Source organism: Microbacterium sp. MYb45 (genome assembly GCF_002979655.1).
Lineage (GTDB): Bacteria > Actinomycetota > Actinomycetes > Actinomycetales > Microbacteriaceae > Microbacterium.
Genome location: NZ_PCPG01000003.1, coordinates 26348 through 48371, shown reverse-complemented (window position 1 = coordinate 48371; position 22024 = coordinate 26348). Strand labels below are relative to the sequence as shown.

The window sequence follows — 22024 nt, the reverse complement described above, 5'->3', positions numbered from 1 at the left end:
TGATCCTCACAGTCCTTCGTCTTTGAAGCACACGCGGCGAGCGAGCGCACAACAGGTCTACCAGAAATAGGATCGTTAACGCAAACGTTCCCGTCTGCGATGGGAAACCGGCTCATAACGGCGAGGGATGTGCGTCCGCCCAACGAGATCGCGGAGGGAGTCGATCGAACCCGATACGAGACCGACCGCGCGCGCTTGGACGAGAATGTTGCCCAGAGAGGTCGCCTCGACAGGGCCGGCGAAGACGGGAAGCCCCGCACGATCGGCAATCCGCTGGCAGAGGAGCTCATTGAGGGCTCCTCCCCCCACTATGTGGACTGTCCTCACGTCGACGCCGCCGACGCGACCGGCAGCGTGGGCAGCATCCGCGAACGCCTGTGCAAGCGACTCGATGATGCTGCGGACGTACTCGGCGCGAGTGCGAGGCGCAGGGACGCCATGCTCATCACACCAGGCGTCGATCCGCGCGGGCATGTCGCCAGGCGGAAGGAACCGCGCATCGTGGACATCGAAGACCGGAACATCGACGGCGACCTCGGCAGCCGCGCCCAACAGAGTCGAAAGATCGATCGAGCTCCCGACGCCGTCCCAGGCGCGGAGGGCTTCGGAAAGCAGCCAGAGTCCCATGATGTTGCGAAGCAACCGCACACGGCCGTCGACGCCGCCCTCGTTCGTGAAGCTCTCCGTCAGCGCCGCCAGCGTCAACACGGGACGCTCCAACTCGACTCCGACGAGACCCCACGTGCCGCAGGAGATGTAGGCGGCGGCCTCCGGCCGCATCGGGACAGCGAGCACCGCCGACGCGGTGTCGTGCGAACCGACCGCCGTCACGCTCACCCCGTCGGGTGCGCCGAGCGACTGGGCCACCGTCGGCGACAACACACCCAGTCGCTCGCCGGGCGAGATCAGCGGCTGCATCAGCGAACGAGGCAGCTCGAGCGTCTCGAGCAGGCCCTCGTCCCAGGTACGGCTGGTCGGATCCAGCAGACCGGACGTCGAGGCGATGGTCCGTTCGGAGCGTGAGACGCCGGTCAGCCAGAAGCCGACGATATCGGGGATGAACAGCAGCGCGTCCGCGAGCTCGAGAGACTCGTCAGCCTCTGCAGCCACCTGGTAGATCGTGTTGATCGGAAGCAGTTGAAGACCGTTCCGCGCGAAGAGCTCCGGCGGCGCCACCCGCTGATGAACACGCGCGACACCACGCGCCGTGCGGTCGTCCCGGTAGTGGAACGGGGCGCCGATCAGGCGCGCCTGCGACGTACCCGCTCCGCGAAGAAGCCCGTAGTCGACACCCCAGGAGTCGACGCCGACGCTCCTGATGTCAGGCATCACCGCGAACGCCCTGCGCAGACCATCGAGCGCCTCGGCGTATAGGCCGAAGAGATCCCAATGCAGCCCATCGGCCGCGCGTACGGGTCTGTTCGCGAACCGCGAGATCGCTCTGGTCTCGAGCGTCGCCGGGCCGACTCGACCAACGATCACGCGGCCGCTGGTCGCGCCCAGATCGACAGCGACGACGCGACCCCCTCTCATCCGCTCTGCTCCCAGGAGGCGCGGGGGCGCGCGACCGCGAGCGCTTCCCGCCGAAAGATCTCGTCGGGCCTTTCATCGATCCGAGCCACATCGGCCGGCTCGAGGAATCGAGGCCCGCCTGCGCTCAGCGCCCCCAGGACGACCGAGGCGCACTTGACCGCCATCTCAATGATCTGGAGCACTTCTTCTGCGGTTGCACCGAGAGCGAAGACGCCGTGATTCTGCAGGTACATGATTCGAGGAGTATCGCGACGAGCACTCAGCAGCCGTCGAACCGTGCGCGCGAGCTCGAGCCCGGGATCCACGTAGGGGACGAACATCGGCTCACTGCCGAGCACGACGATCTGATCGGGGAAAAGGCTGCCTCTGGCGAGCAGTCCGGCATCACTCGAGCAGAGCAGAGCGAGGATCGCCGTGGGGTGGGCATGCCCGACGATCTCGATGCCCGCTTGATCCAGGCACACGGCGTGGAGCAAAGCCTCCACCGACGGCCTGCGACCGGCGGCCGCCTGCACACGATCGAAAAACCTCGCCACGTCGGCGTCACCAGCCCGCGGATCGTCGATCAGTCGGAGCAACTCCACGATCGATACGGCGACCATGTCGTCTGCGTCCGCCGTGCCCATCTGCACCCCGCTGGCCTTGACCCGCATGGTGACCGCATCGACGCGAGCGGACACATTCCCCTCGGCGAGTATGACCCACTCTCGCTGCGGTCCGGCGATGTTCCGTGCAAGCGCCGCGAGCGCTCGTGCGTCGGAATCTCGATCAGTCATCGACTCATCGCCCCTCGACGTCAGAATGCGAGCCCCCGCGGCTGCGCTCCGAGCCGCGGCACAGAGGCATCCGCCACCATGAAGCCGTTCGCTCGGTACGCGGCGTAGTCGAAAGCGTCGCACTCGTCATAGCCGAGCCGGTGATAGGTGTCGAACCCGTCCCACTCCTCGTAGCCGTCACCGAGTGAGCTCTCGAGAAACGCATCCGCCATCGCCATCGCCAACTCCGGACCCGTGAAGAAGGCACCCATCGCGAGCAGGTTGGCGTTGTTGGCTGTGGCCGCGCGTCGTGCCGACGCCACGCTCTCGCAGACGGCGGCATGCACGTGTGGACACTTGCTCGCGGCGATGTGAATCCCCATCCCGGAACCGCAGAACGCGAGAGCTTTCTCGAACTTCCTCTCGGCTATCTGCGAGCCGACGAGGAATCCCACTCGGTGATACATGGGCAGCTCGTCACGAACGGGGGTGAGGTCGGTCACCGCCCAGCCGCGTGATCGGAGATGGTCCGCCACGGCGTTCTTGAGGGCGAACCCGGCGAAGTCTGCGCCGAGCACCACCCGCTTGTCTTCGAGTGTTCTTGTCATCGTTGTTCCTCTCGTTCCCGAATCTGCTTGTGGGCTTTCACCGCAGCCGCGATCGCCAGGTACTGATCACGATTGATCGCCGCACCCGCCGCGACATCCATACCGACGAGGGCAGAGCCGTGAAGCGATCCCGCGTACATCCGCAGGTCGACGTCGACCTCGTCCAAAGCCATCCGCCGCGCAAGTTCCAGGGCCTCGTCGCGGAGCGCGTCGACCAGGTTGATCGTGATCAGGGTCGGCGGCAATCCGGCGAAAGCAGTCGCGCGTCCCGGAGCGGCATACGACGGCACAGGTCCCTCGTTGCGGGCGAGATAGTGGCGCCAGCTGACCGTCGCCTCCTCAATGGTCCACACCGGTCCGCCTGCGGATCGCTGCATGCTCGCGCTCTCGAGTCGATCGTCGACGACAGGGCAGTCGAGGATCAGGCCGGCCAGGACGTCATGGCCGTCGTCTCGCAATCGCAGCGCGACCCCGGCCGCGATCGCGCCGCCCGCACTCTGCCCGTGCAGAATGATCGGTGCGTCGGCCATCACTCCCAGCTCCTCCCGGTGTCCGGACGACCAGATCGTGGCAGCATGACAGTCGTCGTGCCCCGCCGGATACGGGTGCTCAGGGGCCAGACGGTAATCGACGGCGAGCACTGCGGCTCCGGTCTCACGTGCCGTCCTGGCGCACCAGGCGCGAGTGTGCGGATCGGTCGCCGACCCCAGCACGAAGCCGCCGCCATGGACGTGCACCAGGAGCGCATGCGCGCTTCCTTCGTCGTGACGGAAGAGCACGGCCGGCACTGCCCGCCCTGCGACCTCGAGGTCGATCGCCTGTTCGCTGATGCCCCCTTCCGTCGACGGACGAGAGCCGACCGCGATCTTCCCTTCGAAGGCCCTCACGCTGGGCATGTCTGTGAGGTCGAGCCGAGGGAAGTCCGCGTACAACGCTGCGAGTTCTGAATCAATACGTGCGGACATCGGGGCGCCCTTCTCCCAGCGATTCAAGGAACGCGCGGCGCACGAAGGGGCCGGCCGCGCGAAATGCCGGGTGCGCGATCTCATCGGCCAGATCGCGCACTGGCATGCTCGCGTAGGGCGAGAGCCTGCGGTACGCGTCGTCATCGTCGTCGGCAATCCCCAGACGCACCAGCAAATCGATCAGTCGGGTTCCCTGATCTTCGTCGGCCAACACGTCTTCGACGAGCCGGTCCGCCGACGCATCATCTCCTCTGCTCGATGCCTGCGGCGTGCCGGTCCTGAAGTGGTGACGTCCAGAGGGGAGCCGCCCCGGAACCCCGGGGATGTCGACCACGGCATCGACGCCCGGAGGAAGGATGATGTCGACTGTCACGCCGTCACTCCCGCGCGCCCACTCGACCGAGATCTCGCCATGCGGGCTCTCGTGCCGCACCGATGCGGAGGAGATCGAAGAGGTCAGGATCGGTGCGATTCGGGCGGTGCGATATCCCGGGGCTGCGGGGGCAAGCCCCCCGACTCGACGATGGATCCAGTCGGCGACGGAGCCCAGGGCGAAATGGTTGAACGACGTCATGAACGGATCGTTGACCACGCCGTCGTCGTCGAGGCTGTCCCACCTCTCCCAGACCGTCGTCGCACCGAGACGGACCTGCGCGAGCCACGACGGCATCCGATCCGTCAGCAACATCCGCATCGCGATATCGGAAGCCCCGATATCGTCGAGCGCGTCGAGCACCTGCGCAGTACCCAAGAAGCCTGTCGAGGCTCGGTAGCCGCGACCGCGCAGATGTGAGATGAGGCGTTCGGCCGCCCGCAGTCGCTGCTGCGGATCGAGAGCGGCTAGGCGGATCGCGAAAACGTATGCGCTGACAGAGTCGCCGAGAACGAGTCCGTCGTGGGTGACATAGCGTTTCGTGAATGCCGAGAGCAGCCGGCTGTGCTCATCACGGAGCGCGGGGACGTCATCGGGAGACGCGACGGATGCCAGCTCGGACAACGCCTCGACGGTGCGCGCGAGCGCTGCGGTCGCGACGAGGTCGACGGGGGTACTGCCCTGCGAAGGGTCCCCGGACGGTGCGCTGGGATCGAGCCAGTCTCCCCACTGGAAACCGCCCTCCCAGATGCGGTCCTCGCCTGCCGCCTCCAGCGCCCGACGAACCCACCGGCGCGCGCTCTCCCACTGCTGCTCCACGAGCCGGGCATCGCCATAGGCGCGATAGGCGGCGAGCGGCACCATGACCGCAGCGTCGGAGAAGCCGGCACCGCGGGCGGCGCCGGGAGCGATCAGTTCGCCGATGACGTCCGGGATCACTGCGGGGACGCTCCCGTCCGGATGCTGCTCACAGCGGAGATCCGTCAGCCAGCTGTCGAGCATCGCAGCCATGTCGAAGAGGAAGCTGGCCGCGGGCGCGAACAGCTGCAGGTCGCCCGTCCACCCCAGGCGCTCGTCACGCTGCGGGCAGTCGATGGGCACATCGATGAGGTTGCTGCGAGCGCTGCGCACGATGTTGTCGTGGAGCCGGTTCACTCGCTCGTCACTGCACTGGAACCAACCGGTACGCTCCAGATCGGAACCGATGACCACGCCCACGATGTCGTGGATCGACTCGAGGTCCGCTCCCCGGATCTCGGCGTATCGGAAGCCGTGGAAAGTCAGCCTCGGCTCGAGAGTGCGGGCTTCGTCTGCGGCGAGGACGTAGGTGTCGAGAGCGCGGGCTGTGCGCAGCGTCTCGGTCGCGAGAGCACCATCGACGAGGATCTCGGCGTGGCGGATCTCGATCTTGCGGCTCGCCAGGCCGGCGACGCGCAACGACACCCATCCGGTGAAGTTCTGGCCGAAATCCACAAGTGTTGCACCGTCGCCCGTCTTGCGCACCTCGACCGGCGCCAGACGCGCCAGTTCTCTGATCGGAGCAGTGAAGGAAGGAAACAGAACGCGACGGATCTCCGGCCCGACTCTCACGGAAGCCGTCCGCGGCGGTCGGGGCCGGAGGTCGACCTCGACGCCGTCGTAGAGGTCGTCGGCGATCACATGACTCTCCCGAACGGCCCAATCAGGCCCGGTCGCGAATGTGTCCCGCGACCCATCGGGCCTCGTCACCTCCAGCTGAGCGATGAGACCGAGGGAGGCGCCGTAGTGCGCCCGGGCTCCGGACCATCCGAGTCTCCCGCGAAACCATCCGTTCCCGACCAGCACATCGATCGAGTTCATCTGACCGCTCCGAAGCAGGGTCGTCACGTCATACGTCAGGAAGCGCAGACGCGATCGGTACGCCGTCCAACCGGGCGAGAGAATCTCGTCGCCGACGCGATCGCCGTTGATCTCTGCTTCGAAGACACCGTGTGCCGTGATGTACAGACGGGCGGACTCGACGTCACCCGTCTCGAATGCCGTCGAGAAGACAGGGGCCGGCTCATCGAGACCCCCCACGCCGACGGGTTCGATGAGAACGGCATTCCAGTCATCCGCCTCCAACAAGGTGGTCTCGAACGAGACGGGGTCCGACCAGGGCCCCCAACCCCCGTCGGCCTCGGCCCGCACCCGCAGCATTCCGCGCGCGCGGGAGCCGAGCGGGGCGAACGGCCACTCGATCAGGGACGACCGAGCCCCCTCGATCGTTCGCACGTCGGGGCCGTGCCCGAGCTCCACTTCGACCTGCGAGCGCAGCGGCGTCGCCGATCCTTCCGCCCAGCGCCAGCTGAGTCGAGGAGTGGAGGTTCCGACGAAGGCGCCATCAGCAAGATGTTCCAGCCGCAACCCGCGGGGTGCTGCCTGCACGACTAGACCGTGACGCCGACGGCGGGAAGGCGAGCTTCGTCGAGTGCCGCCCCGATCTCGGCCGCTGCCCCCTGCGCGAGCGGGCGCAGAGGGGACCGCACCGTCGCGTCGTCGAGGACACCACGGTGGACGAGTCCGAGCTTGAGAGCCACGGTGCCCTCCATATGCGAGCCCCGGTGATAGACGGCTTTCGTCACCGGCAGCAGCTGCTCGTGGATAGCGTGAGCCGCCGCGTAGTCCTTGGCCTTGCCTGCTGCGATGAGCTGGACGAGGGGCTCGGGAGCGAGCGAGCCGTATCCCACGAGCGCGCCGTCGACGTCGAACATCGTGGGCAGCAGGTACTCGTCATGGCACGTGAGCACCTGGAGGTCTGGCACCTCGCGCCGAAGTGCGGGAATCTCCGTGTACCAGCGGCGCATATTGCGCACGCCGTTCTTGGTGGCGAACACACCGGGCTGCGCGGCGATCTCGAGCTGTGTGTCAAGGTCGTACGTCGCCTTCGTGACGTCGGGGTATTGGAAGAGGATCAGGGGGAGACCGGTCGCTTCGAAGATCTCCCGATAGCGCTCCTGCGGCGCACCCTGCTGGAAACCGAACCGCAGCCACCCGTGCGAGGAGTATACCAACCCTGCCGCCGCGCCGGCTGCCTTCGCACGCGCCGTCTCTTCAGCCGCGACGGCCGTTCCTTCTCCGGTGATACCAGCGATGATCGGCGTGCGATCTCCCACCTCATCGACGAGCGTCTCGATGACCGCGACTTGCTCACGCGGGGTGAGGAAGGTTCCTTCTCCCGCGTGCCCGAGGCAGACGAGGCCCTTGACTCCCTGGACGTCGGAGAGCCACCGCGCGAGTCGCCGAAGCTGACCATGGTCGACGTCGCCGTCGGGCGTGAACGGGGTGACAGGTGCGGGCACGAGCCCACGGAGATCGATGGATGACATCAGTGCAACCAATCCGGTAACGTTTGCAGGAACGTTTCTAGTATTGCCATTCACGCGTCGCTCGTCAACTGCCCGCTACGCTGAATGCCAGAAGAGAGGGCATCGATGACCGTCGAGAGAACGCGACCGGCGACGCTGAAGGACATTGCGCAACGCGCGGGAGTCAGCATCTCCACGGTGTCCCGCGTGCTGGATGAGAGGCTTCCCTCCTCGCGGAGCGCGGCCGCCGATCGGGTTCGGGTGATCGCCGCGGAGCTCGGCTATTCGCGCGATGTGCTGGCTTCGAGCCTGCGCCGCCAAGGCACGGACACGATCGGTGTCCTGGTGCCACGCCTGACCGACACCGTCATGGCCGTACTCTTCGAGGCCATCGCCCGCGAATGCGACCGGCGCGGAAGATTCGCGGTGGTGTCCACGACCGGCGACGACGAAGATAAGGACGTCTCGGCAGCGGACGCTTTGCTCCGCCGCAAGGTGGATGGCCTCATCCTGACGACCGCCCGGACCGACATGGACACGACGGCCGCTCTTCGCAATCGCGGGATCCCCCACGTCTTCGCGCTCCGCACCGATGGTGTCACGGCTTCCGCCGTCGGCGACGACACCCTCGGCGGCTTCGTGGCGACGCGTCACCTCATCGATCTCGGCCACACCGACATCGGCATCGTCGGCGGGCCATCCTATGCATCGAGCGCCGCCGGCCGGATGCAGGGATGGGATCAGGCCCTCCAAGAGTCGGGCATCACGGCGCGAGACGACCGTCGACTGTCCCTCGGCTTCCAGATCGAGGATGGCGAACGTGGCGGGATGGCGCTGTTGGACCGGGAAGATCGCCCGACCGCGATCTTCGCCGTGAATGACAACACCGCGATCGGAGTCCTGGCCGCCGCGCATCGGCTGGGTCTACGCGTCCCCGAGGATGTATCCATCGTCGGGTACAACGACATCCCCATCGCAAGTCATCTTCCGGTGCCGCTGACCACGGTGCGCGTACCGTTCGATCGTGTCGCCGCGGATGCCGTCGATCTGTTGCTCGAGGTGCCGCAGACGGATCGCATCCGCGTCGTGCAGCCGACTCTCATCCCCCGCGGAACCACCACCCGACCGGCCTGACTTCGCGGTTCATTCCCGCGACGATGAGCGAAGCAGCGATACGAGGGCGTCGACGTTCCATTCGGTCGCACCGGGGTCCGCGGGAAGATGACTCTCGACGATGTATCTCCCTCGATAGCCTTCCGATTCCAATGCGCCGATCATCGCGCGCCACGGCATGACGCCTCTCCCCAGCCGGCGCCAGCCCGTGTCGGGATGCCAATCGCGCACGTGAACACTCGCAACACGGTGCGCGAGCTGCCGTGAGCCGGCGACGAGGTCTCGGTCGCCGGCGGCAACGGCGTTCGCGGGGTCCCACACGACACGGAGGTCGAGAGCCTCCGCCACGCCGACGAGGTCGTCACACGTCGCCACGTGACAGAGCGAGCTGTTCTCCAGTATCAACTCGACGCCTCCCGCCCTGGCACGTTCCGCGGCCTCGCCGAGTATCTCGATGACAGCGTCGCGCGGCTCTCCCGCACCGCCCCCGAACACGACCACCTGCGGGACGCCGAGGTCCACGGCGAGTCTGATCGATTCCGGAAGCATGACCTGCATCTCCCTCTGGCGCTTCTCCCCGCGGACGGAGCCCTTGAACAACCCCGGGCTGAGCGCCCCGATGTCGAGCGCCACTGCAGCGTCGGCCAGACGCGCGAGCGTTTCTCCGCTGAAGGAGGGAACGCGCGCGTCACCGATCGATCGCACGTGGGCGTGGCGCACGCCCCATTCGAGGAGCGTATGGACTGCGTCCGCGATGTCGAGGTCGACTTCGTCCGTGACTGCGCCGATCCGCTCGAGAAGCAGCGCCGATGCCGCGCTCACCAGAGATCCTCGAAGCGCGGATCGGCACGCAGATCCACGACAGCACCCGTGTCCGCCGCACGCAGGGCCGCGTCAACCATCGCGGCGACGATACGGATCTGCCGTCGCCCGCTCACGTCGATCTCCGTGTCCGAAGAGGCCAGCCAGCGAAGGAACATCCGATCCCACGCGCCTACCGCGCGTCGCGGCGTCACCGCGATCGACTCCCCGTCTGCGACGATGCCGACCTCCACGTCGGGGTCGGCGAAGTGCTGCCCCGTCGCGGTTATCACCGCAGTATCGGTTTCGATCTCCGCGCGATATGTCGTTCGCTCCCCGCCGAACCCGAACGCGTGCAGCACGTGGCAGGAGTCGTAGTGCAGCCATGCGTGGCCGATCGAGTCCCTGCCGCTTCGCCCATCGTTCGCGGTCCACGAATCGACCGCGATGGCGTGGGGGAGAATGCCCAGCCACGACGAGAGGACAGCGTAGTGATGAACGGCGTATTCAAGGATCCCGGTCTGCTTCTTTCCTTCGAGCGTGCCCTGAGACGATGAGGGCTTCCGATGATCCAGCAGGATACGGCGTGCCGGTCCGTAGCGGTCCAGGAGCGTACCGATCTGGATGGCATGGGCCTCGTCGGGGTACTGCTCGGCCACGTCGATCGACACCCGCGCGTCATCAGCGAGCGTCAGAGCCCGCTCGGTCTCCTCCCAATCCATGCCGAGCGGTTTGGCGACCAGCATCGGTCGACCCGCCTCAGCGCACAACGCGATATGTGCAAGGTGGAGAGATCCCGGGGAGTTGATCAGAACCGGCGCGTCATCGCCCCCGCGCCGCAGGGCGTCTTCCACGCCATCGAAGCTAAGGGGTGCGGGCGCTCTCCGCGCCACCTGATGGACGACGGCCTCGCGCGCGGCAGCGTCCGGATCCATCACCCACGACACGGACCCACCGGACTCGAGGAAGGAATCGATCGTCGCGCGGGTGACTCCGCCGCATCCGATGATTCCCACCCCTGCACGATCCCGCACGAGACCGCCGCCGGTACCCCGAGCCGCTTCCCCCGGATACTCAGTCCTGTCCGGTGCCGACGATGCCATTGATGTACCACTTCTGCGTGAAGATGAAGATGAGCAGCACCGGGATGATGCTGAGCACCGCCGCGGCCATGCCGACGCTCTCGCTGATGGACTGGTATTCGCCCCGGGCGAGCGGAGCCAGCGCCACGGGAATCACCTTCAGGTCAGGGTTCGGTGCCACGAGCTGCGGCCAGACGTACATGTTCCACACGTTCAGGAACGTGATCGATGCGAACGCCGCGAGGGTCGGCTTGGCCAGCGGCAATGCGATCTGCGTGAGCACTCGAAACCAACTCGCCCCGTCGATGCGCGCGGCTTCGATGATCCCGTCGGGCAGCGTGGCGAAGAACTGGCGGAAGAGGAGCGTCGCGAAGGTCGTCGACGCGGCGACCGGCAGGATCAGACCCGCATAGCTGTTCAGAATTCCGAGTTCGCGCGTGACGACGAAGAGCGGGATCAGCGTCGCGTTGCTGGGCAGCAGCAGCGGCGCGGCGAGGACAGCGATCACGACGGCGGCCCATCGGAAGGGGATCTTCGCGAGCGCGAAGCCGGCCGGCAGCGCGAGCACGAGCTGGATGAGGATCACACCGATGCTGAAGAGGAAGCTGTTCAAGATGACCGGCCCCGACAGGAACTGCAGAGCTTCGGTGTAGTTCTCCCACCGGATCTCCGTCGGCAGGAGGTTCGGCGGATAGGCGACGACCTCCTTCGCCGTCATGAGCGAGGTGGAGACGGCATAGAAGACGGGGAGGCCCATGATCAGTCCGACGACCGCAATGGCCGCATAGCGCAGCCCGATCGAGCGTTTCGTGCGCAACATGTCAGGAGCTCCTCTGTCGAATGCCGGTGGTCAGCGCGCGGATACCTGCGGCCGCCGCGATGATGAGCACGGATTGGAACAGTGTGAGTGCGCTCGCATATCCGATGTCGAACCGTTCGAAGGCCATCTTGTAGATGTACAACGCGAGGTTCTCGGTGCTGCGAAGCGGACCCCCCTGCGTCATGATCAGCGTCACCTCGAATGTTCCCGAGAGGAAATTCACGAACTGGATGACGATGAGAAGAGCGGTGGCTCCGCTCACGTTGGGCCAGGTGATCTGCCAGATCGTGCGGACCGGCCCCGCCCCGTCAAGGCTGGACGCCTCGTACAATTCGCGAGGAATGCGCTGCAGCGCGGCGAGGTAGAGGATGATCACCAAGGGAAGACTCAGCCAGACCAGCATCAAAGTGACCGCCGGCAGAGCGGTGGCCGGGTTGTTCAGCCAGTCGACCGACGGCACCCCGAACCAGCCGAGCACGGCGTTCAGGAGACCGCTGTCGCGGGCGTAGACCCGGGTCCAGAGCACGGCTGATACCGCGACCGAAACGACCATCGGGATGAAGAACAGCACGCGAAGCGCCCCGACTGCCGGAAGATTCACATTGATCAGTACCGCGAGCATGAATCCGATGAGCACAGTGGGAATAACTCCCAACACCAGGAAATAGCACGTGCGCACGAGAGCCGACCACATCGCCTGATCGGCGAACATCCGCTCGTAGTTGCTGATGCCTGCCCAAGTGGGATCGCCCGTGAGGTTCCAGGTGAAGAAGCTCAACCCGAGCGCCACAACCCCGGGGAGCAGGATGAATACGGCGAAGAGCACGAGGTTCGGGGTCACCAAGACGAGAGCGGAGAGCCCGTCCTCTCGCGTCCCGCGCTTTCTTGGCCTTCCCGAGCCAGAACGGCGGGGCCGGGTGGCCGACGACTCGTCGACCACCCGCCCCTCAACTGCACCCGCGAACGGTGTCGCTTCGTCCATCGTTTGCGAGGAGGTCATGAGACTGCTCACTCGACCGTTTCGAGGGCTTCGTCGACCAGCGCGGCAGCTTCGGTGAACGCTTGCTCGACAGAGACACCTCCGAGCACCACCTGCTGGAAGGCCTGAGCGATGGCGTCGTCATAGACCGCTTGCACGGTCGGCGGGAACTGCGTGATCATGGTCGCCTCGGTCGCTGCGGTACCGAACGCCGCCTGGTTGGCGGGGCGATCGAGCTCCTGCCACGTTCCGGACTTGACACCCTCCACGGTTGCCGGGACCACTCCGCCGTTGGCCTGCATGACGGCCATTCCCCCGTCGTTCGAGTACATGAACTCGAGGAACGTCCACGCATCGTCGGGGTTCTTCGCATCCTGCGTCAGCGAGAGAGCGTACGAACTCCCTCCGACAGGGCGGACCCCATCGAGCGACGGCATGCTGACGACGTCCCAGTTATCCATCGCCGCGTTCACACTCGGAACTGCGGGCCGAACCGTGAAGATCATCGCGACACGGCCATCCTGGAACTTGGGCCGTTCATTGCGGTTGACGGTATAGGGCGCCGCGCGCCCGCTCAGCCATTCGTCTGCCATGAGCTGCCACGCCTCGAGGGCTTCCGGCTCGGCCATCCCGGTGGTGTTGCTGCTCGGGTCGTATAGATACCCGCCCATCGCCCGGATGATCGGGTCTGAGATGAGGGCGTTCTCTGGGCCGTTCGCGAGCCCGAAATACTCACCTGCACCGGCGGCCGAGATCGCGTCCGCAGCGGCGTCGAAGTCCTTCCAGGTCCAGTCATCGGACGGGACGTCGACCCCTGCCTTCTCGAACACGTCGGCGTTGTAGGCCAGGATCAGCGCATCGGCACCCACCGGGAGGCCGTGCACCTCGTCGGGAGCGTCGAGCGGGCGGTACGCGTCGAGGTAGTTCGGCAGGAAAGAGTCCACCTGCAGCTCGGAGTCCGAAAGGCGGTCGCTGACATCGGCTGTGACGTCAGCAGCGGCGAGCTGATTGATGTTGTCGGCGAATCCCACCACGATGTCGGGCAGCTGACCGCCGAGCTTCGCCGTCTGCAGGGACCGAGTCATGTCAGGTACTTCATCGGGCATCGACTGGAGCTCGACCTCAATGTCGGGATACTCCTTGTGGAAGGCCGCGATCACCTCTTCGTACTGCGGCGTGAGGCCGGCGACCATGCCGATGGTGATCTTGCCACTGCCAGGCTCTGCCGAGTCGTCGCCGGCCGACGACGCACACCCGGTCGTCACCACGGCGAGCGTCAACACGCTGCCAATGGCCGCCCCAGCGCGCCATCTCGTTCCAAGAACTGCCATGTTCTACTCCAAAGCTTCGTTGCCAATAGATCGGGACGAACTAACTATATCGTTCACGGGAACGTTTGCAAACCCCGGTTTTGATCTGCTCATCGCAACCATCACGCTCACTCTATTCGCGTCGCGCTCAGCCCTCTCCGGCTCGCAGGAGTGCCGCTCCGCGAGTCGCCAAGAGCAAACATCGGAGCCCAGCGGGCGGAGCCAGGACGTAGCGCCACCCCATGCGCGGAGGTCGCCCCGAATCACGCCCCGAAGTCGCTGCGGAAACGTCCGTGCTGATCGTCGGCGGCCTTGACGCGGCGGAAACGATCGACGCTCTCCGCGGGCAGCGTATCGGAGAGCTGCTCAGCCCGGGGCGCTGTACGCACTCGGAGACGAGCTCCACGCCGACTACATCATCCGGTGCGGCGAGAACGGGATCGTCGGGATGGATGCCATCGGCGACTTCGCCCGGCTTCGCGAGCTCTAGCTCACTCCCTGATCGAGGCGAGGAGGATCCGCACGAGCGTCTCGTGCGCGTCACCCTCGTCGATGCGCGAGGCGAGCACCGCGCTCGCGAGCACATCCGCCGAGGCGAACGCCGCCTCCAGGGCGATCGGATCGATGCTCTCGGCGCCGACCACGCGGGCGAGGGCGGCGCGACAGCGTTCGACGTACGCCCCCACCGACTCCTGCCGTATCCGCGCGAGCACGGGCGTGCCGTGGAGGGCGGCGACCACTCCCGCCATCTCCACGCCTTCGGCACGGGCGCAGGCGACATAGCTCGTGGCGATGACGTCCACGACTCCTTCGATGTCGGGTCGAGCGTTCGCCAGCGCGGTCTCGAGCGACGCATCCTGGCGCTCGTCGAACTGTCGGTACAACGCGGCGAAGAGCCCCGATCGGTCACCGAAGTGCTCGTAGACGACGGGCTTCGTGATGCCCGCCCGGTCCGCGAGCGCGCCGAGGGTCAGCGCGTCTGCGCCCTCGGCACGGATCATCTCCCGTGCGACACTCAGCAGCTGCGCGCGACGGTCGGCCTTCGACAGTCGCGGTCGCGCACCCTCTTTCGCCTTCGTCATCTCGCCCCTCGCGACCCATACTTACGATGAGTAAGTTACGGTTGGTAGGTACCAATCCTACCCCGTGCCATCGGCACCATCCACGATCCGAGGAGAGACATGACCGCCGACCTCCGGCCCACCACCCACTGGGTCTACGCGCACCCGCAGTCGGGCTCCCTGAACCGGCAACTGTTCGAGGCAGGAGTCGAGGCACTCACGCCGCGCTACGACGTGCAGACCTCGGATCTGTACGCCCAGGGGTTCGACCCGTTGCTGGCGCAGCGCGACATCGGCGGGCGCGAGGGGAACATCGTCGACTTGATGGGCGAGGTCCACGAGAGCGGGCTCGTGCCCGACGACGTGCGCGTCGAACAGCGGAAGCTGGAGGCCGCCGAACTGCTCGTGTTCCAGTTCCCGCTCTGGTGGTACGGCGCACCGGCGATCCTCAAAGGCTGGTTCGATCGGGTGTTCACCAACGGCTTCGCCTACGGCGGCGTCGACACGGAAACGGGGCTGCCGCTCCGCTACGGCGAGGGCGGCCTGAAGGGCAAGCGGGCGCTCATCATCGTGACGGCGGGCGAGGATGCGCGGAGCATCGGATCCCGGGGCGTCAGCGGTGACATCGATGCCCTGCTGTTCCCGATCACGCACGGCACGCTCTGGTACACGGGGATCGAATCACTCGATCTCCACGTCGTCCACGACGCCGACGCGCTCGATGCCGCGGCTGTCGCTTCGGAACGCGACCGGCTGACCACCCGGCTCGCGGGCATCCACGACGAAGTGCCGTCTCGGCCATACCGCGCCCTGCGCGACGGTGACTATCGAGGCACCCGAGCGTTGCGCGCCGACATCCTCCCCGGACGAACCGATCTCGACATCCACCGCATCGACCGCGCGGGCGTCGCGAACGGCACCCGCTAGGAGAGCACGACGTTCGGCGCGGGCGGGGTCGGATTCCTCGAGCGATACGCTCGCGGGTATGGGCTTCTCGGTGCTGGGTCTCGCGCTCAGCCTCGCCATCTTCGCTCCGAGCCTGTCACTCATCTGGTTTCCGCCCCGTCCTGCGTTGCCGACCGGCGCGGTGCCTCGTCCGCTGACGGTGCTGGAACGTGCGGGGCAGGCGCTCTGCGTGACGGTTCCCGCCATCACGGTGGGCGCCTCCGTGGGGTGGTGGTGGTTCCCTCTCGTCGCCGTGCTCGTGCTCGCGTACTGGGCGCTGTGGGTGCGATTCCTCGTCACCGGGCGTCGCCGTGAAGCGCTCTTCGGCCCCGTCTGGGGCGCGCCGGTGCCGATGGCGCTGCTCCCCGTCGCCGCGTTCCTCGCCGGCGCGGCGTGGCTGGAGAACGCCTGGATGGCGATTGCCGCGGCGGTGCTCGCCGCCGGGCACATCCCCAGCTCGCTGATCACGGCAAGGGCTCGATAGCCCGGCCGGCAACCGGAGACCCCGGAGAGCTCAGGTTCTACGGCCGGGGCACCGCCACCCGAAGCGCGTCGGCGGCGGCATCCATCGTGTCGGCGTTGAGCGAGAAGTACGCCCACTTGCCGCGCTGTTCGCGGGTGACGAGACCCGCCTCCGCGAGGAGCTTCATGTGGTGGGAGACCGTGCCCTGCGAGAGGCCGACGGGCTCCGTCAGGTCGCAGATGCACGCCTCGCCGCCGGCACCGGCGGCGATGAGAGACAGCAGCCGGACTCGCGTCGGATCGCCGAGCGCCTTGAAGACCCGCGCGACGCGCTCCGCATCCTCGACGGTCGGCGCGGCCGTGACACGCGGCACACAGCAGGCGGTCGCTTCGATGGTCGTCGGCAGGCTCATGAGTCCATCCTGACACGTATTGACAAACTTCGATAGATCGACGACAGTCATCATATTGAAGATTCTCGATCTGAGGAGATGTGATGTCCGAGCTTCCCGTCGTCGTCATCGGAGCAGGCCCGCAGGGTCTCGCCGCAGCCGCGCACCTCGTCGAACGCGACGAGAACGTGATCGTCGTCGAGCGCGGGAACGGCCCCGCGTCCGCCGTCTCCGAGTGGGGGCACGTGCGCCTGTTCTCAGCCTGGCCGGAGCTCACCGACGCTGCTGCTCGCCGCCTGCTCGAGCCCACGGGGTGGACGGCACCGGCGAACGGCTATCCGACCGGCGCGGAGTGGGTTCGCGACTACCTGGCACCGCTCGCGGATGCTCTGGGCGAGCGAGTCCGCTACGCGACGACCGTCACCGGCGTGGCCCGGCAGGGGCGGGACAAGGTCGTCGACGGGGGACGCAAGAGCCAGCCCTTCGTGGTGCACACCGTCGATGGGGAGGGGCGCGAAGCCCGCCTCCTCGCCCGCGCCGTCGTCGACGCGAGCGGCACCTGGGATCTTCCGAACCCTGCGGGGGCGGACGGATTCCCGGCAGTCGGCGAGGCCGCAGCGTCGGACCGGATCTCGTACCGCATCCCGGCCGACGTGTCAGAGCTCTCGGGCCGACATGTGGTCGTCGTCGGAGCCGGGCACTCCGCCACGCACGCCGTGCTGCGCCTGAGCGAGCTCGCACGACGCGCTCCGGGAACGCGCGTGACCTGGCTGCTGCGCCGAGGAAGCGCCGCCAACGTCTTCGGTGGCGGGATCGGGGACGAGCTTCCCGAGCGCGCCGCACTCGGCTCCCGCGCCCGGAAGGTCATCGACGAGGGGGTCGTGGACTTGGTGACAGGGTTCCGCGTCGCCGAGTTCCGGCAAGGCGGCGACGGGCTGACGATCGTCGCGGAAGACGGCCGGGAGGCTACCGACGTCGGGCACGTGTTCGCCCTCACCGGCTTCCGCCCGGACACCGGCATGCTGCGAGAGCTGCGGATCGACCTCGACACCGCACTCGAAGCGGTCGCGGGCATCGCCTCCGAGATCGACCCGAACATCCACTCCTGCGGCTCCGTGGGCGCGACAGGGGCGAGGGAGCTCGCCCAGCCCGAACCCGGGTTCTTCATGGTCGGCGCGAAGTCCTACGGTCGAGCCCCGACCTTCCTCGCCCTGACCGGATACGAGCAGGTCCGCAGCGTCGCCGCCCACCTCGTGGGTGATCACGAGGCCGCGGGCCGCAACGAGCTGAGCCTGCCCGACACCGGCGTGTGCGGCGGCGCCGGCGGATTCGACGACTCGGCCGGCAGCTGCTGCGCTGCTCCGGCTACGCTGCAGATCGGCGCGCGCCCGGTCGCCGTGGGCTGATCGGCGCTTCCTGAGGAGCCGCTCGCCCGCTCCTTCTCGTACACCTCAGCTGCCCTTCACCTCGTCGTCAGAACCCGCGAGCCGCCGGTAGCGGCGATTGCGGGCCCCGAGGAGCACGGACGCTCCGACGGCCGCGATGACGGAAGCGGTCAGGATGGCGACCTTGGCATGGTCGTGGTGTTCGCTCGTGACGGCGAAGCTCAGCTCGGCGACCAGAAGCGACACCGTGAATCCGATGCCGGCGAGGAGGCCGACGCCGATGATGTCGATCCATCTCAGGGCCGGGTCGAGGTTGATGCGGCGGATCCTGGTGATGATCCAGGTCGCCACGGTGATGCCGAGCGGCTTCCCGACCACCAGGGCGAGGACGATGCCGACGACCACGGGGTCTGCGAAAGCCGACGCGAATCCTTCCCCGCCGCCGATCGCCACACCCGCCGAGAAGAACGCGAAGACAGGCACCGCGAAACCGGCCGACAGCGGGCGGAACCGATGCTCGAAGACCTCGGCGAGTCCTGGACCGGCATCCGGTCCGCGGTCGGCCTTCTTGTGGAGCACGGGGATCATGAAGCCGAGCAGCACACCGGCGATCGTGGCGTGGATGCCCGAGGCATGGACGAGAGCCCAGGCGACCACGCCGATGGGCAGCAGGATCAGCCACGCGGCGGTCGGGCGCAGATGGAAGAAGTCGCGGTATCGCTGCGCGATCACGCCGTACACCGCGATCGCGATGAACGCGAGCACCAGCGGCAGGATCTCGATCGTCTCCGTGTAGAACAACGCGATGATGCCGATGGCGATGAGGTCGTCGACGACGGCCAGGGTGAGCAGGAAGATCCGCAGTGCGCTCGGGAGGTGCGATCCGATGAGGGCGAGCACGGCCACGGCGAATGCGATGTCGGTCGCGGTCGGGATCGCCCACCCGTGGGATTCCTCGGCGGACCCGGCCACCACAGCCAGGTAGATCACGGCGGGGACGATCACGCCACCGACGGCCGCCACGATCGGGACGACGGCCGTGCTGAACTTGCGCAGGTCCCCCGCGACGAACTCCCGCTTGAGCTCGAGGCCGACGAGGAAGAAGAAGATGGCGAGCAGCCCGTCTGCGGCCCAGGCACCGAGACTCAGGCGCAGGTGCCAGGGCTCGTACCCGATCTCGAAGTCCCGCAGCGCGAAGTACGACTCCGCCCAGGGCGAGTTCGCCCACAACAGGGCGATCGCCGCGAGCGAGACGAGGAGGATTCCCCCGACGGCCTCCTTGCGGAGGATCGCACCGATGCGGCGCGACTCAGCGCGCGAGGCGGAGGGGAAGACGGAGCGGACTCTGGCGAGACGCGAGGAGGGCTTGACCATGAGGGAGCTTTCGGGTCGACGAGCGGGCATTCGTCGACCAGGCTTCCCGACACTCCACTTCCCAGTTTAGCCGGACCGCTCTCCGCCTCCCCTGGGAGTGGTCGCCGACACCATTCACTCCGAAGATGACGAACGGGTGAACACTGCTGCGTAGAATTGATTCTGATATAGACGGGTGTCAATATAGAGACATGTCGATTCAAGGTCCCTCGTGAGCACCGCGACCGCACCCGTCACCACCACGCCGGCCACGCGCCGCCTGTCCACCCTCGACCGGTGGCTGCCGCTGTGGATCGGCCTGGCGATGGTCGGCGGCATCGTCATCGGCCGCTTCATCCCCGGCGTCTCCGACCTGCTCGCCCGCCTCGAGGTCGGCGGAATCTCGATCCCCATCGCCCTCGGCCTGCTGGTGATGATGTATCCGGTGCTCGCGAAGGTCCGCTACGACAGGGTCGCCGCCGTCACCGGCGACAAGAAGCTGCTCGTCTCCTCTCTGGTGCTCAACTGGCTCGTCGGCCCGGCGCTCATGTTCGTTCTCGCCTGGGCACTCCTCCCCGACCTGCCCGAGTACCGCACCGGTCTCATCATCGTCGGACTCGCCCGCTGCATCGCCATGGTCGTCATCTGGAACGACCTCGCCTGCGGCGATCGTGAGGCGGCGGCCGTGCTCGTCGCCATCAACTCGGTGTTCCAGGTCATCGCCTTCTCGCTGCTCGGCTGGTTCTACCTGACCGTCCTCCCCGGCTGGCTCGGACTGGACTCGCAGGGCTTGGACATCTCGATCGGCCAGATCGCGCTGAACGTGCTGATCTTCCTCGGCATCCCCCTCGTCGCCGGCTTCGCCTCCCGATTCCTCGGCGAGCGCGCGAAGGGGCGCGACTGGTACGAAGACCGCTTCCTCCCGAAGATCGGCCCCTGGGCCCTCTACGGCCTCCTCTTCACCATCGTGCTGCTGTTCGCGCTCCAGGGCGAACAGGTCACGAGCCGACCCTGGGACGTCGCGCGGATCGCACTGCCACTGCTGGCGTACTTCGCGATCATGTGGTTCATCGGACTCTTCACCGGCAAGGCGCTGGGGCTCGGTTACGCCCGCTCGACGACGTTGGCCTTCACCGCCGCCGGCAACAACTTCGAACTCGCCATCGCCGTCGCCATCGGCACGTTCGGCGCGACATCCGGCCAGGCTCTCGCCGGGGTCGTCGGCCCTCTCATCGAAGTACCTGTTCTCGTCGGACTCGTCTACGTCTCGCTCTGGGCAGCCCGCCGCTGGTTCCACACCGATCCATTCACCGCCGAGAGGATGCCGTCATGAACGTCACGCAGACGACCGCAGCCGACACCTGCAGCCCCGTCGCCACCCACGCCATCGGGTTGGAGGCAGCCTCGACGGTGGCAGCGACACTGAAGGCGCTGTCGGATCCGCTGCGACTGCGGATGCTGTCCGCCATCGCCTCCGACCCGCGCGGCGAGTCGTGCGTCTGCGACCTGGCCGAGCTCGCCGACGTCTCCCAGCCCACGGTCTCCCACCACCTCAAGGTGCTGAAGGACGTCGACGTCCTCACCTCGGAGCGCCGGGGAACCTGGGTCTGGTATCGGATCAACCCGACGCGGCGCAGCGCCGTCACCGCGCTGCTCGATTCGTTCGCACCCGCCTCGGTCGCACCGTGGAGCGCCTCCGCCGACGACGATCAGCGCCGGCCCGACTTCGACGCCCGGGTGACCCGTCTCGCCGAGGAGCTCGCGGCAGAGGTTCCCGAGTTGGATCCCGATGTCGTGCTCACGACCGTCCGCGAGTCGTACACCGCACTCGCGCGGAGTGCCCGGGTGACGTCATCGCTCGTGCCGCTCACCGAGCGCTTCGCCCGCCAGCGCCTCGCCGACCTGACCCGCGACCGCGATGCGTCCGTGCCGCAGGTGCTGTTCGTCTGCGTCGCCAACGCCGGGCGTTCGCAGCTCGCCGCCGCACTCGTGAACAAGCTCGCCGCAGGCAGGGTCGTCGCGCGCTCGGCCGGTTCCGCGCCCGGCGACGTCATCCACCCGCACGTCCGCTCGCTGCTCGCCGAGATCGAGGGCGACGCGGCCGCCGAGCGCTTCCCGAAGCCGCTCACCGACGACGCCGTCCGCGCCGCCGACGTCGTCATCACGATGGGCTGCGGCGACGTCTGTCCCGTCATCCCCGGCGTCCGCTACGACGACTGGGCGGTCGGCGACCCCGCCCTCGCCTCACGCGAAGGCGTCGAGGCCATCCGCGACGACATCGCCGGACGCGTACGCGCGCTCGTCGACGACCTTCTCCCCTGACCACACCTCTCCGAAGGAGCAGTCATGACCGACACGAACACCAAGCCCTCCGTCCTCTTCGTCTGCGTGCACAACGCCGGACGCTCGCAGATGGCCGCGGGTTTCCTCCGCGACATCGCCGGCGACCGCATCGAAGTCCGCTCCGCCGGCTCGATGCCCGCCGATCAGATCAACCCGACCGCCGTCGCGGCGATGGGCGAGCTCGGCATCGACATCACCGCCGAACAGCCCAAGGTGCTGACCACCGAGGCCGTACAGGCCTCCGACGTCGTCATCACCATGGGCTGCGGCGACGCGTGCCCGTTCTTCCCCGGCAAGCGCTACGAGGACTGGAAGCTCGACGACCCGGCCGGCCAGGGCATCGACGCGGTCCGGCCGATCCGCGACGAGATCCGTGCACGCATCGAGCAGCTGGTGAGCGAACTGGTCTGAGAGCCCG

21 protein-coding genes are annotated in these 22024 nt (G+C 67.3%); 7 read left to right on the top strand and 14 right to left on the bottom strand.

What is annotated here, in order from left to right:
- Window positions 1-75 precede the first annotated feature (75 nt).
- From CQ034_RS08110 to CQ034_RS08085, 6 genes are read right to left on the bottom strand one after another with little or no spacing between them, the layout of a single operon-like run.
- Window positions 76-1533, bottom strand: coding sequence for a rhamnulokinase family protein (locus CQ034_RS08110; RefSeq protein WP_105710642.1), 1458 nt, complete (start codon window positions 1531-1533; stop codon window positions 76-78).
- Entirely contained in the window at window positions 1530-2309 is a 780-nt protein-coding gene (locus tag CQ034_RS08105; protein WP_105710641.1) for a class II aldolase/adducin family protein, read from the bottom strand. Before CQ034_RS08105 ends, CQ034_RS08110 begins: the two co-directional genes overlap by 4 nt.
- A gap of 20 nt (window positions 2310-2329) precedes the next feature.
- Complete coding sequence (locus tag CQ034_RS08100) at window positions 2330-2896, bottom strand: RpiB/LacA/LacB family sugar-phosphate isomerase (protein WP_105710640.1); 567 nt, start codon at window positions 2894-2896, stop codon at window positions 2330-2332.
- The gene (locus CQ034_RS08095) at window positions 2893-3861 is read right to left on the bottom strand and encodes an alpha/beta hydrolase (protein WP_167381583.1); all 969 of its coding nucleotides are present in this window, start codon (window positions 3859-3861) and stop codon (window positions 2893-2895) included. The genes CQ034_RS08100 and CQ034_RS08095 overlap by 4 nt, the downstream gene beginning before the upstream one ends.
- The gene (locus tag CQ034_RS08090) at window positions 3845-6640 is read right to left on the bottom strand and encodes an alpha-L-rhamnosidase (protein ID WP_146114818.1); all 2796 of its coding nucleotides are present in this window, start codon (window positions 6638-6640) and stop codon (window positions 3845-3847) included. The genes CQ034_RS08095 and CQ034_RS08090 overlap by 17 nt, the downstream gene beginning before the upstream one ends.
- Before the next feature lie 2 nt (window positions 6641-6642).
- Complete coding sequence (locus CQ034_RS08085) at window positions 6643-7581, bottom strand: dihydrodipicolinate synthase family protein (RefSeq protein ID WP_105710638.1); 939 nt, start codon at window positions 7579-7581, stop codon at window positions 6643-6645.
- 105 nt (window positions 7582-7686) lie between these two features.
- Here CQ034_RS08085 and CQ034_RS08080 point away from each other — a divergent pair, with 105 nt between their 5' ends.
- Window positions 7687-8694, top strand: coding sequence for a LacI family DNA-binding transcriptional regulator (locus CQ034_RS08080; protein WP_091032916.1), 1008 nt, complete (start codon window positions 7687-7689; stop codon window positions 8692-8694).
- A 9-nt stretch (window positions 8695-8703) separates the two neighbouring features.
- On the opposite strand, the gene CQ034_RS08075 is transcribed toward CQ034_RS08080, so the two are convergent.
- From CQ034_RS08075 to CQ034_RS08050, 6 genes are all read right to left on the bottom strand, one after another.
- Complete coding sequence (locus tag CQ034_RS08075) at window positions 8704-9495, bottom strand: sugar phosphate isomerase/epimerase (RefSeq protein ID WP_181156252.1); 792 nt, start codon at window positions 9493-9495, stop codon at window positions 8704-8706.
- A complete protein-coding gene (locus tag CQ034_RS08070) occupies window positions 9492-10577 on the bottom strand; it encodes a Gfo/Idh/MocA family oxidoreductase (RefSeq protein WP_105710636.1) in 1086 nt (361 codons plus the stop codon). Before CQ034_RS08070 ends, CQ034_RS08075 begins: the two co-directional genes overlap by 4 nt.
- Entirely contained in the window at window positions 10549-11376 is an 828-nt protein-coding gene (locus CQ034_RS08065) for a carbohydrate ABC transporter permease (protein WP_105710635.1), read from the bottom strand. Before CQ034_RS08065 ends, CQ034_RS08070 begins: the two co-directional genes overlap by 29 nt.
- A 1-nt stretch (window position 11377) precedes the next feature.
- Window positions 11378-12217 carry a carbohydrate ABC transporter permease gene (locus tag CQ034_RS08060; RefSeq protein WP_244175983.1) on the bottom strand — a complete coding sequence of 280 codons (840 nt, stop codon included), beginning with the start codon at window positions 12215-12217 and terminating at the stop codon, window positions 11378-11380.
- 167 nt (window positions 12218-12384) lie between these two features.
- Window positions 12385-13686: a sugar ABC transporter substrate-binding protein gene (locus tag CQ034_RS08055; RefSeq protein ID WP_105710633.1), complete on the bottom strand. Its 1302-nt coding sequence runs from the start codon at window positions 13684-13686 to the stop codon at window positions 12385-12387.
- Window positions 13687-14156: 470 nt separating this feature from the next.
- Window positions 14157-14747, bottom strand: coding sequence for a TetR/AcrR family transcriptional regulator (locus CQ034_RS08050; RefSeq protein ID WP_105710632.1), 591 nt, complete (start codon window positions 14745-14747; stop codon window positions 14157-14159).
- Window positions 14748-14846: 99 nt separating this feature from the next.
- On the opposite strand from CQ034_RS08050, the gene CQ034_RS08045 reads away from it, so the two are divergent.
- Together CQ034_RS08045 and CQ034_RS08040 are read left to right on the top strand one after the other, a co-directional pair.
- A complete protein-coding gene (locus CQ034_RS08045) occupies window positions 14847-15653 on the top strand; it encodes an NAD(P)H-dependent oxidoreductase (RefSeq protein WP_105710631.1) in 807 nt (268 codons plus the stop codon).
- A gap of 58 nt (window positions 15654-15711) precedes the next feature.
- Complete coding sequence (locus tag CQ034_RS08040) at window positions 15712-16155, top strand: hypothetical protein (protein WP_105710630.1); 444 nt, start codon at window positions 15712-15714, stop codon at window positions 16153-16155.
- 37 nt (window positions 16156-16192) lie between these two features.
- Here CQ034_RS08040 and CQ034_RS08035 read toward each other — a convergent pair whose 3' ends face one another.
- Entirely contained in the window at window positions 16193-16546 is a 354-nt protein-coding gene (locus CQ034_RS08035) for a helix-turn-helix transcriptional regulator (protein WP_105710629.1), read from the bottom strand.
- 83 nt (window positions 16547-16629) lie between these two features.
- Between CQ034_RS08035 and CQ034_RS08030 the strand changes: the two genes are divergently transcribed.
- Complete coding sequence (locus CQ034_RS08030; protein ID WP_105710628.1) at window positions 16630-17931, top strand: FAD-dependent oxidoreductase; 1302 nt, start codon at window positions 16630-16632, stop codon at window positions 17929-17931.
- A gap of 45 nt (window positions 17932-17976) precedes the next feature.
- Here CQ034_RS08030 and nhaA read toward each other — a convergent pair whose 3' ends face one another.
- Window positions 17977-19284: a Na+/H+ antiporter NhaA gene (gene nhaA, locus CQ034_RS08025; protein WP_219860777.1), complete on the bottom strand. Its 1308-nt coding sequence runs from the start codon at window positions 19282-19284 to the stop codon at window positions 17977-17979.
- Between the two features lie 304 nt (window positions 19285-19588).
- On the opposite strand from nhaA, the gene arsB reads away from it, so the two are divergent.
- Genes arsB through CQ034_RS08010 form a run of 3 tightly spaced genes read left to right on the top strand, consistent with a single transcriptional unit; the run spans window position 19589 to window position 22017 of the window.
- Window positions 19589-20596 carry an ACR3 family arsenite efflux transporter gene (gene arsB / locus CQ034_RS08020; RefSeq protein ID WP_258134158.1) on the top strand — a complete coding sequence of 336 codons (1008 nt, stop codon included), beginning with the start codon at window positions 19589-19591 and terminating at the stop codon, window positions 20594-20596.
- A complete protein-coding gene (locus CQ034_RS08015) occupies window positions 20593-21585 on the top strand; it encodes a metalloregulator ArsR/SmtB family transcription factor (RefSeq protein WP_105710625.1) in 993 nt (330 codons plus the stop codon). Before arsB ends, CQ034_RS08015 begins: the two co-directional genes overlap by 4 nt.
- Window positions 21586-21609: 24 nt before the next feature.
- Entirely contained in the window at window positions 21610-22017 is a 408-nt protein-coding gene (locus CQ034_RS08010) for an arsenate reductase ArsC (protein WP_029264043.1), read from the top strand.
- Window positions 22018-22024 lie beyond the last annotated feature (7 nt).

Bases quoted from the DNA above. Each gene is read 5' to 3' on its own strand.
- CQ034_RS08110 (WP_105710642.1), bottom strand. From the start codon at position 1,533: ATGAGAGGGGGTCGCGTCGTCGCTGTCGATCTGGGCGCGACCAGCGGC.
- CQ034_RS08105 (WP_105710641.1), bottom strand. From the start codon at position 2,309: ATGACTGATCGAGATTCCGACGCACGAGCGCTCGCGGCGCTTGCACGG.
- CQ034_RS08100 (WP_105710640.1), bottom strand. From the start codon at position 2,896: ATGACAAGAACACTCGAAGACAAGCGGGTGGTGCTCGGCGCAGACTTC.
- CQ034_RS08095 (WP_167381583.1), bottom strand. From the start codon at position 3,861: ATGTCCGCACGTATTGATTCAGAACTCGCAGCGTTGTACGCGGACTTC.
- CQ034_RS08085 (WP_105710638.1), bottom strand. From the start codon at position 7,581: ATGTCATCCATCGATCTCCGTGGGCTCGTGCCCGCACCTGTCACCCCG.
- CQ034_RS08080 (WP_091032916.1), top strand. From the start codon at position 7,687: ATGACCGTCGAGAGAACGCGACCGGCGACGCTGAAGGACATTGCGCAA.
- CQ034_RS08070 (WP_105710636.1), bottom strand. From the start codon at position 10,577: ATGGCATCGTCGGCACCGGACAGGACTGAGTATCCGGGGGAAGCGGCT.
- CQ034_RS08065 (WP_105710635.1), bottom strand. From the start codon at position 11,376: ATGTTGCGCACGAAACGCTCGATCGGGCTGCGCTATGCGGCCATTGCG.
- CQ034_RS08055 (WP_105710633.1), bottom strand. From the start codon at position 13,686: ATGGCAGTTCTTGGAACGAGATGGCGCGCTGGGGCGGCCATTGGCAGC.
- CQ034_RS08050 (WP_105710632.1), bottom strand. From the start codon at position 14,747: ATGACGAAGGCGAAAGAGGGTGCGCGACCGCGACTGTCGAAGGCCGAC.
- CQ034_RS08045 (WP_105710631.1), top strand. From the start codon at position 14,847: ATGACCGCCGACCTCCGGCCCACCACCCACTGGGTCTACGCGCACCCG.
- CQ034_RS08040 (WP_105710630.1), top strand. From the start codon at position 15,712: ATGGGCTTCTCGGTGCTGGGTCTCGCGCTCAGCCTCGCCATCTTCGCT.
- CQ034_RS08035 (WP_105710629.1), bottom strand. From the start codon at position 16,546: ATGAGCCTGCCGACGACCATCGAAGCGACCGCCTGCTGTGTGCCGCGT.
- CQ034_RS08030 (WP_105710628.1), top strand. From the start codon at position 16,630: ATGTCCGAGCTTCCCGTCGTCGTCATCGGAGCAGGCCCGCAGGGTCTC.
- nhaA (WP_219860777.1), bottom strand. From the start codon at position 19,284: ATGGTCAAGCCCTCCTCGCGTCTCGCCAGAGTCCGCTCCGTCTTCCCC.
- arsB (WP_258134158.1), top strand. From the start codon at position 19,589: ATGGTCGGCGGCATCGTCATCGGCCGCTTCATCCCCGGCGTCTCCGAC.
- CQ034_RS08015 (WP_105710625.1), top strand. From the start codon at position 20,593: ATGAACGTCACGCAGACGACCGCAGCCGACACCTGCAGCCCCGTCGCC.
- CQ034_RS08010 (WP_029264043.1), top strand. From the start codon at position 21,610: ATGACCGACACGAACACCAAGCCCTCCGTCCTCTTCGTCTGCGTGCAC.